Origin of the sequence: Pseudomonas silesiensis (assembly GCF_001661075.1) — a bacterium.
Lineage (GTDB): Bacteria > Pseudomonadota > Gammaproteobacteria > Pseudomonadales > Pseudomonadaceae > Aquipseudomonas > Aquipseudomonas silesiensis.
The window spans coordinates 257,231-270,470 of sequence record NZ_CP014870.1; the positions used below are offsets into that span (position 1 = coordinate 257,231).

A 13,240-nucleotide genomic window follows, 5' to 3' on the forward strand; every position below is an offset into this window, starting at 1 on the left:
CGTTTTTTTATGTCTGGACCTGCAGGTCGCCCTTGAGGTCCGGTACCTGGCTTTGACGTCAAATCTCGAACCATCGAAAGGCGAGAAAGCTTTGCGCAATGTTGCGCAGCAGTACCTTGTCGGCCCTGTTGGCTATGCCGTCACTGTTCACGTCAGTATTGGTGTACGAGTCCAGACTGCCATCATTGTCACCATCATAGGCCGCTGCACCTTTAATCCGAATGGGGATGCCAGGCGTGCCATCGTCTTCACTGAACTGAAGCGAGACGACATTGGGGGAGCCATCCTGGTGATGGTCTTTCGCACTGATCTTGAGATAACGCTCCCAGTTATCTCCTTTATTGAACCAGTTCAGCTGCAGGAAAACTTCCGCAAACGCGGTCAACAGCAACTGGTCCTGGAAGTTCTGCTCGCCGTCGCTGTTGATGTCACCGGCGAAACCAAACTCAATCCTGCCGTCGGCGGACATATCCACGGCAAAGGCTTCGTGTACCAGGTTGTCCGGGCTGTTGTGGAAGTGCAACAGCACCGCATCCGCTTTGCCGTTACCGCTACGATCCTGGGCTGTCACTTTCAAATAACGCATGAGCATCTTCTCCGAATAAAAGATGCTCCACACTAGGGCTTGTGACTGGCCTTTCCTGTCGGGCGAATGCTTGGCGAGGCATGGGAAATCGCTGAATATGCATCAGGTCGAGTTACCCGGGCGTGTCGGAACAAACCCAACACTCAGCGGCGATTAAAACTTCTCGAGCGTGCGACGGCTCTCGCTGGTCTCACGCGCCACTTCTTTGGGCTTATAAGCGCAATACCCCGGTCGCGGCCCGATTTTCGGGTGGTTGCGGCAGGTATCCGGGCGCTTTTCATAAATAGTGCACAGACGGCTCTTACGATCCAGGTACAGGCAATCGTTGTTGCTCATGCGCTGAAGGGTGAAGATCTCGGACTTCTGGTTGTAGCGCTCGACGATCCCTTCCTTCTGCAGGCGCTTGGCGATGTTCTTCGCCGGCTCGCCGCGCTCGAATTCGTCGACGATGCCGATTCGGATAAGATCCTTGATCTTGACCTCGACCGGCAACGTGCAGCAGCTGGACACGCAGGAACCGCACATCGGCGCAGAGTATTTGGCCCAGGTATCGAGGCGATCGATCTCCGCGGCGGCGATCAGGTTGGACTTCATCATCGGTTGTTACCAGCGTGTGCATCAGGGCGCGCGATCATACCGGGACTGGTGGATTTTTGAACAACCTTTCGCCAGTTTTTTTCATAAACTACCCGGTAATCACTGTTTTCCGGCACGGGCCCTGCATTCTTTCCGGTGCGCGGCAAGGTAATCTTGATCTATCTCGCCCTAACGGGAAAAACTGCCGAACCAGAGTTCCAACGGCCTGTCTGACCGTCTAGGCTCAACTATTCCACGCTCGCCCGAGGTCTTATCGATGACTCAAGAACCACTTGTTCGCGAAGCAGAGGTGGCCGCATTTCGCGACGCCGTCTTGACCAAACTCACCTATGCGGTGGGCAAAGACCCGGATCACGCCTTCGACCACGACTGGTTCGAAGCCATTGCCTTGGCGGCGCGCGATCACATGGTCGAGCACTGGATGGATCACACCCGGCAGATCTACCGCAAGGGTCAGAAGCGGGTTTACTACCTCTCCCTGGAATTTCTCATCGGCCGCCTGCTCTACGACAGCCTGAGCAACCTCGGCCTGCTGGATGTGGCCCGCGAGGCCCTGACCGAACTCGGCGTCGACCTTGAGCGCATCCGCCTGCTGGAGCCCGATGCGGCCCTTGGCAACGGTGGCCTCGGCCGTCTGGCCGCGTGCTTCATGGAAAGCATGTCGACCCTGGGCATCGCCGGCCACGGCTACGGCATTCGTTACGAGCACGGCTTGTTCCGCCAGGCCATCGTCGATGGCTGGCAGCAGGAACAGACCGAACACTGGCTGGATTTCGGCAACCCGTGGGAGTTCGAACGTCCGGAGGTCGTTTATCCGATCGGTTTTGGCGGCAGCGTCGAAACCGTCACCGACGAAACCGGCAAATCCAAGCAAGTCTGGACCCCGGCGGAAACCGTTCGCGCGATTGCCTACGACACCCCGGTGGTCGGCTGGCGCGGGGCGAGCGTCAACACGCTGCGCCTGTGGCGTGCCCGTGCCATGGAAGATTTGCACCTGGAGCGCTTCAACGCTGGCGACCACCTGGGTGCCGTGGCGGAAGTCGCCCGGGCCGAAAGCATTTCCCGGGTACTCTACCCGGCCGACAGCACCGAAGCCGGCCAGGAACTGCGCCTGCGCCAGGAATATTTCTTCGTCGCCGCGTCCTTGCAGGATTTGCTGCGGCGCCATCGCAACATGCACACCTCGGTCCTGACCTTGGGCGACCACGCGGCCATCCAGCTCAACGACACTCACCCCTCGATCGCCGTGGCCGAGCTGATGCGTCAGCTGGTCGACGTGTACGACGTGGCGTGGGACGCCGCCTGGCAGGTCACCGTCGACACGCTGTCCTACACCAACCACACGCTGTTGCCGGAAGCGCTGGAAACCTGGCCGGTCGGGTTGATGGAGCGCATGCTGCCGCGGCACATGCAGATCATTTACCTGATCAATGCCCAGCACATCGACTCGCTGAGGGCCAAGGGCGTCCATGACTTCGAAGTGCTGCGGGCGGTGTCGCTGATCGAGGAAGACAACGGCCGTCGTGTGCGCATGGGTAACCTGGCGTTCCTCGGTTCCCACAGTGTGAACGGCGTGTCCGCGCTGCATACGCAGCTGATGCGCAAAACGGTGTTCTCCGAGCTGCACAAGCTCTATCCGGAGCGGATCAACAACAAGACCAACGGCATTACCTTCCGCCGCTGGCTGTACCAGGCCAACCCCGAACTGACCTCGATGATGGTCGATGCCCTCGGCCCGGATCTGCTCAATAACGCTGAAGAGCGCTTGCGCGACCTGGAACCCTTTGCCGAGAAAGCCGCGTTCCGCAAGGCGTTTGCCGACCAGCGCCTGCACAGCAAGAAAGCTCTGGCGTATATCATCCACGAGCGGCTGGGGGTGGCGGTCAACCCGGCGGCGATGTTCGACGTACAGGTCAAGCGGATCCACGAATACAAACGGCAGTTGCTGAACCTGCTGCACACCGTCGCGCTCTATCAGGCGATTCGTGCCGAGCCGGAAGTCGACTGGGTACCGCGGGTGAAGATCTTCGCCGGCAAGGCCGCAGCCAGTTATCACCAGGCCAAGCTCATCATCAAATTGACCAACGACATTGCCCGGGTCGTGAACAACGACCCGACCGTGCGTGGCTTGCTCAAAGTGGTATTCCTGCCCAACTACAACGTCAGCCTGGCGGAAAGCATCATTCCAGCGGCGGATTTGTCGGAACAGATTTCTACCGCAGGCTTCGAGGCGTCGGGCACCAGCAACATGAAGTTCGGCCTCAACGGCGCGTTGACCATCGGCACCCTGGATGGCGCCAACGTGGAAATGTGCGAGTTCATCGGCGCCGAACACATGTTCATCTTCGGCCTCAGCGCCCAGCAGGTCGAGGCGCGCAAGCAGAACCACGAGTTCAACGCGACGCCGGATATTGCCGCGTCCCATCGGCTCAATGACGTGCTGCAGGCGATTCGCGGTGGGGTGTTCTCGCCGGATGATCCGTCTCGTTATACCGGGCTGATCGATTCGCTGATCGATTACGACCGCTTCCTGGTCTGTGCCGATTTCGATTCCTACTGGGACGCGCAGATGCGTGTCGAAGCCCATTGGCACGATTCTCAGGCATGGTGGCGTTCGGCGGTATTGAACACCTCGCGGATGGGCTGGTTCTCCTCCGACCGGACCATTCGCGAGTACGCGACGGATATCTGGAAAGCGCTGGAGTAATTTCTAACAGTAATTGCGAAGCAGGCCCGACGATGGTTGGGCTTGATCGATATACTCAGCACCACCTTAATCCCTGTGGGAGCGGGCTTGCTCGCGAAAGCGGACTGACATTCAACATCGTTGTTGAATGTCATGGCCTCTTCGCGAGCAAGCCCGCTCCCACATTGGGTTTGTGGTGCAGGTGCAATCTGCGCTCGCACTGGAATACGGGGGGCTGGTCACTAGACTGAACGAGGCGCTCTACCGTCTGGAATGCCCCATCGCGGGCCGCTTAGGGATATCGACCATGCAATGGATGTTCATGCTGATTGGGCTGGTGCTGGGCTGGATGCTCGACGAGTCGTTCAGCGATGCGCTGTTGGGCGCACTGCTCGGGTTGGGGATCGGTCAGGCCATCCGTATCGGCCGCCTGGATTCACAAGCTGCGGAGCAACGCTTGCTGCTTGAGAAGGCACAGGTTGCGCTGCATGCGGTCGAGCAACGTCTGGCATTGCTGGAGGTGTCGGGCGTCAAATTGCCTGAAGCCAATGAACTTGCGCCGTCCGCTGACATCATTGTCGATGAAGTTTCTGCCCAAACCCCCGAATTGATCTGGGAACTCCCGCCCGAACTGGAGCCGATGCCGGCTGCGGCTACCGAAACCAGTCCGCCGCCCCCTGTCGATGCATGGAAACCCGAGCCGGTTACCCGTGAACCGCAACGATCGGCCTTCCCTCGCGACCCTGATTTCATCGAGCGCGCTATCAGCGTTGCCCGCGCCTGGCTGTTCGGCGGCAACACCGTCCTGCGCGTCGGTGTGGTGCTGTTGTTCCTCGGCCTGGCGTTCCTGCTGCGCTATGCCACCGAAGGCATGGTGGTGCCGATCGAATTGCGTTACGCCGGTGTCGCGGCGGCGGCATTGGGCCTTCTGGGGCTGGGTTGGTGGCTCAGGGCGCGCAACGACAATTACGCACTGATGCTGCAAGGCACCGCAATTGCGGTGTTGTACTTGACGGTATTTGCCGCGATGCGCCTGCATCCGCTGCTCGATCCCACCGCTGCGTTGGGCTTGCTGGTTGCGGTGACGGTGTTCTCGGCGATTCTGGCCATTACCCAGGACGCTTTGGGGCTGGCCGCCGCGGCGGCACTTGGCGGTTTTGCGGCGCCGATCCTGACGTCGACCGGTGCCGGCGACCCTGTTGCGCTGTTCAGTTACTTCGCCTTGCTCAATGCCGGTATCTTCGCCATCGCCTGGTTCAAGGCCTGGCGTTTGCTCAATCTGATCGGTTTCGTCGGCACCTTCGGCATCGGGGTCGCCTGGGGCCTGCGCTCCTATACGCCGGACCTGTTGTGGAGCACCGAGCCGTTCCTGATTCTGTTTTTCCTGATGTACCTGGCCATCGGCCTGCTGTTCGCCCGGCGCAAGCTGTTGGACATGCCCGACGCAGCCGAAGACGACAGCCGCGATGCGCTGCTGCGCGGGTCGGCACTCAAGGGTGACTATGTCGACGGCACCCTGCTGTTCGGCCCGCCGCTGGTGGGCTTCGGCTTGCAGTTCGCGCTGGTCCAGCACCTGGAATTCGCCGCGGCGTTCAGTGCGTTGGCGCTGGGCATGATCTACATGGGGCTCGCCCGATTGCTGATGGGTGGCCGGGCCTTGCTGCTGGCGGAAACCTGCCTGGCGTTGGGCGTGATCTTCGCCAGCCTGGCGATTCCGCTGGGGCTCGACGCCCGCTGGACAGCCGCAGCCTGGGCAGTGGAAGGCGCGGGTATTTTCTGGCTCGGCCTGCGTCAGCAGCGAACGCTGGCCCGGGCCTTTGCCTTGCTGCTGCAACTGGGGTCGGCACTGACATTCCTCAGTGAGCTGCGAATGGGCGAGAGCAGCCTGCTCGACGGGGCGCCACTGAGTGCGTTGATGCTCGGCGGGGCGTTGTTGTTCAGCTTCTATCAGTTGCGCAGCGCTTTGCCTGAACAGACTTCGCCGTGGGAGCGCAACGGGCTGCCCGTGCTGGCCAGCCTCGGCCTGGCCTTCCTCTACTTGCTGGCGCCGTTGTTCTTCTTCACCCAAGGTACGGCGATCAGTTGGGCGCTTGCGGGGTTGGCGACGCTGTTTATCGGCCTGCACCTGCAATCGCGGACGCTCCTGCTCAGCGCTTTTGCCGTGCAATTATTGGGCGGTGCGGCGTTCCTGCTGGCCGGACACAGTCTGCTCGGGCCATTGGCCAGCGAAGGTCTGCGCCCCTTGGCTCATGGTGGTTTCTGGACCCCGCTGTTGCTGGGCCTGGCCGCGCTGGTCGGGGCCTGGCGTTTGCAGCTCGGCAATCACGGCACGGCATTCGATCCATTGAGCTTGAATCGTTTGTCCGACGTGTTGTTGGCGTGGGGCGCGGGCTGGTGGGCGCTGGCGTGGATCAGTGAAGTGCTGCGTTTTGCCCCGGTGAGTCTGCAGGCGACGTTATTGCTGTTCGTCGCAGCGGTCAGTGTCGCTTTGTGGGCCGTGTTGGCGCTACGTCTGAAATGGCCGTCACTGGGATTGCTCTGCACCGTGCTGATTCCCGCTGCCGGTCTGGTGTTGCTGGCGGCCTGGCACTCGCGTTATCACCCGGCCGCCCATTTCGCCTGGTTAGCCTGGGCAGCAGTGTTCGTTGTGCATTTCATCTCCATGAGGCGCCTGGGGCCGATGATGCCGGCGCGCCCTCTGGGCGTGGCCCATGTCGTCGGTTGTTGGCTGCTGATCGGTGTACTGGCGCTGGAATTGCGTTACGGCTTGCTGTTGTTGTCCGAACACTACAACGCCTGGCGCTGGTTGGGTTGGGCGATGCTGCCGAGCCTGTACCTGGTGCTCGCGGCGGCGCCCCGAGCCTGGCCTTGGCCGGTGTCGGCTTATCCCCGGGAATACCGTGTGTATGCGGCAGTGCCCCTGGCATTGTTGATGCTCGGCTGGTTCTGGCTGGCGAACCTCGTCAGTGATGGCGCTGCCGAGCCGCTGCCCTATGTGCCGCTGATCAACCCGCTGGAGTTGGGCCTGCTGTTCACGCTGTTCGGCCTATACGTCTGGTCCCGCAGTGCGGTGACGCAAGGGGTGATTCGCAAGGATTACGCTGCGCCGGCCACGCAGCTGATCGCCGGGTTTTCGCTGTTTGCATTCTTTACTGCGCTGGTGATGCGCACCGCCCACCACTGGGGCGATGTGCCGTTCGAGCTGGATGCCTTGCTCGAATCCATGCGGGTGCAAGCCGGCCTTTCCATTGTCTGGACCTTGATCGCCCTGAGCCTGATGATCGGCGGTCATCTGCGACATCGCCGCGAGGTCTGGCTGATCGGGGCGGCGCTGATCGGTGTCGTGGTGGCCAAGCTGTTCTTTGTCGAATTGAGTAACCGCGGCGGGCTGGCACGGATCGTGTCGTTTATCGGCGTTGGCGTATTGCTGTTGGTGGTCGGTTATTTCGCCCCGTTGCCTCCCAAACGCACTGATGCTGTGCCTGATCCTGCAACACTGGCCCCGCAAACCGAAGGAGTGTCACCTTGAGTCAGAAGCTGATCCTGGTCTGGTTGAGCGCTGTTGCGATGGGCGTGGCCCTGTCGGCGCATGCCCGGGAAACGCCGGCGGATTTCGCCACGCAGGTGCCGTTGACCGTCAGTGGCCAAGGCCCATGGTATCGACTCGAATTGCCTTTGGACGTGCAACTGAAGGCACGACGAACCGACCTGGGCGATGTGCGCGTGTTCAATGCCGCCGGTGAGCCTCAGGCCTATGCCCTGGCTCGGGCGCCCGCGCAAACCAGCGAAAGCCGCCACCTTACCGAGGTGAAATGGTTCCCGCTGTACAACTCGGCGGATGCCACCGAGCAAGCGCCGAGCATCCGGGTGCGATCGAGCGCCAACGGCACGCTGGTCGACGTACAACCGTCCACTCAGCTGGAGGCGGGCGAAGAAGTGCTGCGCGGCTGGTTGCTCGACGCCAGCGGTATCAAGGCGCCGTTGCAGCAATTGATCCTCGACTGGACCAGCGAGCGCGACGGCTTCCAGCGTTTCAGCATCGAGGCCAGTGACGACTTGCAGCATTGGCAATCCTGGGGCGAGGGCCAAATAGCGCGGCTGACGTTTGCCGACGAACGGGTCGAGCAGCATGAGATCGGCCTTCCAGGTCAATCGGCGCGCTATCTGCGCTTGCTGTGGAAGGCGCCGCAATCGGCGCCGACACTGACCTCGGTGCAACTGGAAAGTGTCAGCACTAGCAGCTTGCCTATGCCGTTGGTCTGGTCGCAATCATTGGCCGGCAGCGCCATCAAGGGCGGTGAATATACCTGGCAATTGCCGATGGGATTGAATGTCGAGCGTTTGCAGGTAGAACTCGGTCAACCCAACAGCCTGGCCCCCGTAACCTTGTCCGGTCGTCGGGAAAGCAGTTTGCCGTGGCAGCCGTTAGGCGGTGGTTTGCTCTATCGACTGACCCAGAATGGCCAGGATGTGGTGCAGAACGAATTGCTGCTGCCGGGGCATACCGTGCAGCAATTGAAACTGACAGTGGATGAACGAGGTGGGGGCATTGGTGAGCAAGCGCCGTCCATCAGGTTTGCCGTGCGCGCCACCCAACTGGTGTTCCTGGCGCGCGGGGCGGGGCCTTACACGCTGGCACTGGGGAATGCGACGGTGAAGGCGGCGAACCTGCCGCTGTCGACGCTGATACCGGATTACAGCGCGGCGAAGTTGGCGACGTTGGGCAAGGCTACGGTTGATGGTCCAGTGGTTGGCACGTCGACTTCGACGGTAACAACGGCGGTGATTCCTGACGTGAACTGGAAGAAATTCGGGTTGTGGGCGGTGTTGTTGCTGAGCGTTTTGTTCCTGGCGGCGATGGCGTTCAGCTTGTTGCGCAAGCCTGCTGCCAAATCCTGAGAGTGGCGGGCGCTGCGCGCCATTCGCGAGCAGGCTCGGTCCCACAAGTGATCCGCAGTGGTCCCGGAATTTGCGTCCAACGCTGATCCCGTGTGGGAGCGAGCTTGCTCGCGAAGGCTGAATATCAGGCAAAGAAAATCTCGAAACTGCCACCAATCTTCAGCTCACATTCCATCCGTTTCGAACTACGCTCAATCGGGCACATGAACTCTATTGGGTGTAACACGTCTGATAGGAGGAAATGCGCCCCGACTCGCGTTAAACTGCGCGGGTTTTTAGCCCCCCCCATTCCACCGGAGCCTTCCATGTCCCGCGTTACCCTGAGTCGCTATTTGATTGAGCAGACCCGTAGCAACAACACCCCTGCCGATCTGCGTTTCCTGATCGAAGTGGTGGCGCGTGCCTGCAAGGAAATCAGCCACGCCGTGTCCAAAGGCGCCCTCGGTGGTGTTCTGGGCAGCATGGGCACCGAAAACGTCCAAGGCGAAGTGCAGAAGAAACTCGACGTGATCTCCAACGAGATCCTGCTCGAAGCCAACGAATGGGGCGGTCACCTGGCCGGCATGGCGTCCGAAGAAATGGACAACGCCTACCAGATCCCGGGCAAATACCCGAAAGGCGCGTACTTGCTGGTTTTCGACCCGCTGGACGGTTCGTCGAACATCGATATCAACGCACCGGTCGGCACCATCTTCTCGGTACTGCGTTGCCCGAACGAGCACCTGAGCCAGAACGAATCCCTGAGCGAGAAAGCCTTCCTGCAGCCAGGCACCCAGCAAGTTGCCGCCGGTTACGCGATCTACGGTCCACAAACCATGCTGATCCTGACCCTGGGCGACGGTGTGAAAGGCTTCACCCTGGACCGTGAAATGGGCAGCTTCGTGCTGACCCATGAAGACATCAAGATCCCGAAGTCCACTCAGGAGTTCGCGATCAACTCGTCCAATCAGCGTCACTGGGAAGCTCCGGTACAACGCTACGTCAGCGAATTGCTGGCCGGTGAAGAAGGCCCGCTGAAAAAGAACTACAACATGCGCTGGGTTGCCGCGATGGTGGCGGACGTGCACCGCATCCTGACCCGTGGCGGCTTGTTCATGTACCCGCGCGACAGCCGTGAACCGTCCAAGCCGGGCAAGCTGCGTCTGATGTACGAAGCCAACCCGATGTCTTTCCTGGTTGAACAGGCTGGCGGCGCTTCCACCGATGGCCATCAGCGCATCCTCGACATTCAGCCTGAAGGCCTGCACCAGCGCGTGGCGGTGTTCCTCGGCTCGAAAGAAGAAGTCGAACGCGTCACGGCTTACCATAAGGAATAAACCATGCCCGCGCCCTGGCAGCCGTTGCTCGAGTGGTGGTTCGGTACGTTCGAATCCCCCAGCGAAATAGCGGCTGACAAGGGCAGGTTATGGTTTGGTAAACGCGACAGTCAGGACCTCGAAGCGCGAACGCGTTTCGGGGGCTGGGTCGAGCAGGCACTGGCCGGCGGACTGACCGAGTGGGCGCAACGCCCCGAAGGTTGGCTGGCCTTGGTGTTGTTGCTCGATCAACTGCCGCGGATGATCTTTCGCGACTCTCCCAACTCCTTTGCCGGCGATCTCAGGGCTCAAGCGCTGGTGGCGCAAGGCATTGCTGCGGATTTTGATCGGCAGTTGCGGCCTATCGAGCGGGTGTTCATCTACCTGGTGTTCGAGCACTGCGAGAATCTGGCGGTGCAAAATGAGGCGGTTTCCCGGTACATCGATCTGGTTGCGCAACAGCCGGAGTCCGATCGGACATTGTTCAACGATTATCTGGACTATGCCGAGCAGCATCAGCAGGTGATTGCGCGGTTCGGGCGGTTTCCGCACAGGAATGCGGTGTTGGGAAGGGAGAGTACGGCTGAGGAGTTGGCGTTTCTCTCCAGGCCTGGTTCTCGGTTTTAGTTTTCGGTTGCTGCTGATGCCGCCTTCGCGGGCAAGCCTCGCTCCTACAGGTTATGCGCGGTATCAAATACTGCACTAGCCCTGTAGGAGCGAGGCTTGCCCGCGAAGAGGCCGGTTCAGGCACTAAATACGGAAACTGCCCACCAACTGTTTAAGCCGCGCCGCTTGCCGCTCAAGATCGGCACACGCACGCAAGGTCGACTGCAAATTCTCCACCCCTTCCTGGTTCAGCGTGTTGATCTCGGTAATGTCGACGTTGATCGACTCCACCACGGCCGTCTGCTCTTCCGTCGCCGTCGCCACCGACTGGTTCATCCCGTCGATCTCGCCGATGCGCGCAGTGACGCTGCCCAGGCGCTCGCCCGCCTGATTGGCGATGCCGACGCTGTTTTCGCTCTGGCGCTGACTATCGGTCATGATGCTGACTGCTTCCCGGGCGCCGACCTGCAGCTCCTCGATCATCTTCTGCACTTGCTGCGCCGAATCCTGAGTGCGGTGGGCGAGGTTGCGCACTTCGTCGGCGACCACGGCAAACCCCCGCCCGGCTTCACCCGCACGCGCCGCTTCAATGGCCGCGTTCAGCGCCAACAGGTTGGTCTGCTGCGAGATGCTGGTGATCACTTCCAGAATCTGCCCGATGTTGACCGTGTTGCTGTTGAGCGTCTCGATATTGCCGCACGAATCACTGATCTTCGCCGAGAGCTGCTGCATCGCCGCGATGGTTTTATCCACCACTTGCTGGCCGTCCTCGGCCAGGCTGCTGCGGCGACACTGCTGGTGCGCGAGGCTTGCTGATCGGAGTTGAACATCGACGAGTTCGACGCGGCCACCACCCGCAAGGCGACTTCGTTTACCTGGCCGGTAGCCGAGGCCACTTCCCGAATCGAGCTGTGGATACGTTCGACAAAGCGGTTGAACGAGGTGCCCAGCGCGCCGAATTCGTCATGGCCATGGATGGTCAGGCGTTTGGTCAGGTCGCCTTCGCCCTCGGCGATGTCATGCATCGCGCGGCCCATGGTCAACAGCGGCTGCATCAGGAAGCTGATCAACATCCCCAGCAGCGCGATGATGATCACCACCGCGATCACCATTGCAATGATCGCCGAGGTGCGGAATTCGCTGAGCATCGCGAAGGCGGTTTCCTGGTCCAGTACCAGCGCGACATACCAGTCCGCCGACGGTACGCCGTTGACGTGGGTGAAGGAGATGAACTGGCGCTTGCCGTCGATCTCGACTTCTTTCATCCCGGGGCTGACTGTCGGCGCGCCGTTCGGGTAGGCGTCGACCAGGCCCTTGAGCGCCAGTTTGCTGTCCGGGTGGATCAGGATCTTGCCGTCGGCGCTGACGATGAACGCATGGCCGTGACCGCCGAAATTCAGCGAGTTGATGATGGCGCTGACACTGGACAGATCGATGTCTGCACCGGCAACTCCAATCATCTGGTTCTCATGCTTCACCGGGGTGGCAACGGTAATCACCAATTTGCCTGACGAGGCCGCGATGTAGGGTTCGGTCACGACAGTCTGCTGTGCGCTGTTGGCCGCCTTGTACCAGCCACGGGTGCGAGGATCATAGTCCGCGGCGCGATTGCCGGCCGGAATCGAGAACATCACGCCGTCGGTGCCGCCGAAATAACTCAGCTGGAAGTTGCTCGTATAAGCCGGCAGGTCGATGGCGCGCTTGAGGTTGGCCTGGTCACTGCCATCCACGGCGATTTGCTGGGACAGCGATTGCAGCAGCTGGATGCGGCTTTCCAGCCAGGTCTGGATATTGCTGGTGGTCAGGCTGCCGAGTTCCTGCATCGAGGTTTCTGTACTGCTGCGCAGGGTCTGGCGCTGGCGGTAGTCGTTGAACAGGATGAAACAAGCGAATGCAACGGCCACCACGAGGGCAGCAGCCAACAAAATCTTGTGGCTGAATTTCATGTTTCTGGTCATTAAATGATCTACCGCGGAGGGGGCTGGTGTAGGAGCGAGCTTGATCCGGGCGGCGTTCCGACGAAGAACCTGAGAGCGCCGCGGGGCGTCAGGCTTCAAGCGTTATCGTTCACGTCCATCGCGAGCGAGCTCGCTCCTACATATGTCGACTGGCCGGCGCCAAAGATTAGGCGTTTTTCGTCAAAAACGACGAAATATCCAACAGCAAAAGAAAGGGGCTGATTTTGCGCAAATAACCCAGACCAATGGCAAAACAAATAGCCGGACGGTCAGGGAACCACATGGGGGTTTTCTCTTCTAAGCTTCTGCTTGGCAGACATGCCATTCCCCTTCGCCCCAGGAGCCTCACCATGTCGCTGCGTTCCATCGCCCTGATTTCGTTCTGCGTGTTGCTGGCTGCGTGCAGCAAGGTCAATCAGGAAAACTACTCGAAACTGGAGACAGGCATGCCCAAGGCCGAGGTTGAAACCTTGCTGGGTAAACCCGCCGACTGCTCGGGCGCGCTCGGCATGTCCAGCTGCACCTGGGGCGACAAAAACAGCTTTATCAGCGTGCAGTACGCCGCTGACAAAGTGCTGATGTTCTCAGGCCAAGGTCTGAAGTAATCCGGGGC

Annotated in this window: 10 protein-coding genes; 6 read left to right on the forward strand and 4 right to left on the reverse strand. The window is 60.5% G+C overall.

All coding sequences use genetic code 11. The features are described 5' to 3' along the window. Positions 1–58: 58 nt before the first annotated feature. Entirely contained in the window at positions 59–586 is a 528-nt protein-coding gene (locus PMA3_RS01200) for a hypothetical protein (RefSeq protein ID WP_064680596.1), read from the reverse strand. A gap of 153 nt (positions 587–739) precedes the next feature. Further along, positions 740–1,180, reverse strand: a complete 441-nt coding sequence (locus PMA3_RS01205; protein ID WP_102136469.1) for a YkgJ family cysteine cluster protein — start codon at positions 1,178–1,180, stop codon at positions 740–742. Between the two features lie 259 nt (positions 1,181–1,439). Here PMA3_RS01205 and PMA3_RS01210 point away from each other — a divergent pair, with 259 nt between their 5' ends. The 5 genes from PMA3_RS01210 (at position 1,440) to PMA3_RS01230 (ending at position 10,690) form a co-directional block, all read left to right on the forward strand. After that, the gene (locus tag PMA3_RS01210) at positions 1,440–3,890 is read left to right on the forward strand and encodes a glycogen/starch/alpha-glucan phosphorylase (RefSeq protein WP_064675458.1); all 2,451 of its coding nucleotides are present in this window, start codon (positions 1,440–1,442) and stop codon (positions 3,888–3,890) included. A gap of 286 nt (positions 3,891–4,176) precedes the next feature. Next, positions 4,177–7,398, forward strand: a complete 3,222-nt coding sequence (locus tag PMA3_RS01215; protein ID WP_064675459.1) for a DUF2339 domain-containing protein — start codon at positions 4,177–4,179, stop codon at positions 7,396–7,398. Next, complete coding sequence (locus PMA3_RS01220) at positions 7,395–8,768, forward strand: DUF3999 domain-containing protein (RefSeq protein ID WP_064675460.1); 1,374 nt, start codon at positions 7,395–7,397, stop codon at positions 8,766–8,768. The genes PMA3_RS01215 and PMA3_RS01220 overlap by 4 nt, the downstream gene beginning before the upstream one ends. Positions 8,769–9,073: 305 nt before the next feature. Then, positions 9,074–10,084, forward strand: coding sequence for a class 1 fructose-bisphosphatase (locus PMA3_RS01225; protein WP_064675461.1), 1,011 nt, complete (start codon positions 9,074–9,076; stop codon positions 10,082–10,084). 3 nt (positions 10,085–10,087) lie between these two features. Next, the gene (locus tag PMA3_RS01230) at positions 10,088–10,690 is read left to right on the forward strand and encodes a DUF924 family protein (RefSeq protein WP_064675462.1); all 603 of its coding nucleotides are present in this window, start codon (positions 10,088–10,090) and stop codon (positions 10,688–10,690) included. Between the two features lie 123 nt (positions 10,691–10,813). Here the strand turns inward: PMA3_RS01230 and PMA3_RS33475 are convergent, their stop codons facing one another. Both PMA3_RS33475 and PMA3_RS01235 read right to left on the reverse strand, forming a co-directional pair. Then, positions 10,814–11,401, reverse strand: coding sequence for a methyl-accepting chemotaxis protein (locus PMA3_RS33475; RefSeq protein ID WP_420848677.1), 588 nt, complete (start codon positions 11,399–11,401; stop codon positions 10,814–10,816). After that, positions 11,308–12,615: a PDC sensor domain-containing protein gene (locus PMA3_RS01235; protein WP_420848595.1), complete on the reverse strand. Its 1,308-nt coding sequence runs from the start codon at positions 12,613–12,615 to the stop codon at positions 11,308–11,310. The genes PMA3_RS33475 and PMA3_RS01235 overlap by 94 nt, the downstream gene beginning before the upstream one ends. Positions 12,616–12,977: 362 nt before the next feature. Here PMA3_RS01235 and PMA3_RS01240 point away from each other — a divergent pair, with 362 nt between their 5' ends. Further along, entirely contained in the window at positions 12,978–13,232 is a 255-nt protein-coding gene (locus PMA3_RS01240) for a hypothetical protein (protein WP_064675463.1), read from the forward strand. Positions 13,233–13,240: the final 8 nt, after the last annotated feature.

Excerpts from the sequence above, each read along its gene's own strand:
- PMA3_RS01200 (WP_064680596.1), bottom strand. The coding sequence starts at position 586 with ATGCGTTATTTGAAAGTGACAGCCCAGGATCGTAGCGGTAACGGCAAA.
- PMA3_RS01215 (WP_064675459.1), top strand. The coding sequence starts at position 4,177 with ATGCAATGGATGTTCATGCTGATTGGGCTGGTGCTGGGCTGGATGCTC.
- PMA3_RS01235 (WP_420848595.1), bottom strand. The coding sequence starts at position 12,615 with ATGAAATTCAGCCACAAGATTTTGTTGGCTGCTGCCCTCGTGGTGGCC.
- PMA3_RS01225 (WP_064675461.1), top strand. The coding sequence starts at position 9,074 with ATGTCCCGCGTTACCCTGAGTCGCTATTTGATTGAGCAGACCCGTAGC.
- PMA3_RS01205 (WP_102136469.1), bottom strand. The coding sequence starts at position 1,180 with ATGAAGTCCAACCTGATCGCCGCCGCGGAGATCGATCGCCTCGATACC.
- PMA3_RS33475 (WP_420848677.1), bottom strand. The coding sequence starts at position 11,401 with ATGCAGCAGCTCTCGGCGAAGATCAGTGATTCGTGCGGCAATATCGAG.
- PMA3_RS01230 (WP_064675462.1), top strand. The coding sequence starts at position 10,088 with ATGCCCGCGCCCTGGCAGCCGTTGCTCGAGTGGTGGTTCGGTACGTTC.
- PMA3_RS01210 (WP_064675458.1), top strand. The coding sequence starts at position 1,440 with ATGACTCAAGAACCACTTGTTCGCGAAGCAGAGGTGGCCGCATTTCGC.
- PMA3_RS01240 (WP_064675463.1), top strand. The coding sequence starts at position 12,978 with ATGTCGCTGCGTTCCATCGCCCTGATTTCGTTCTGCGTGTTGCTGGCT.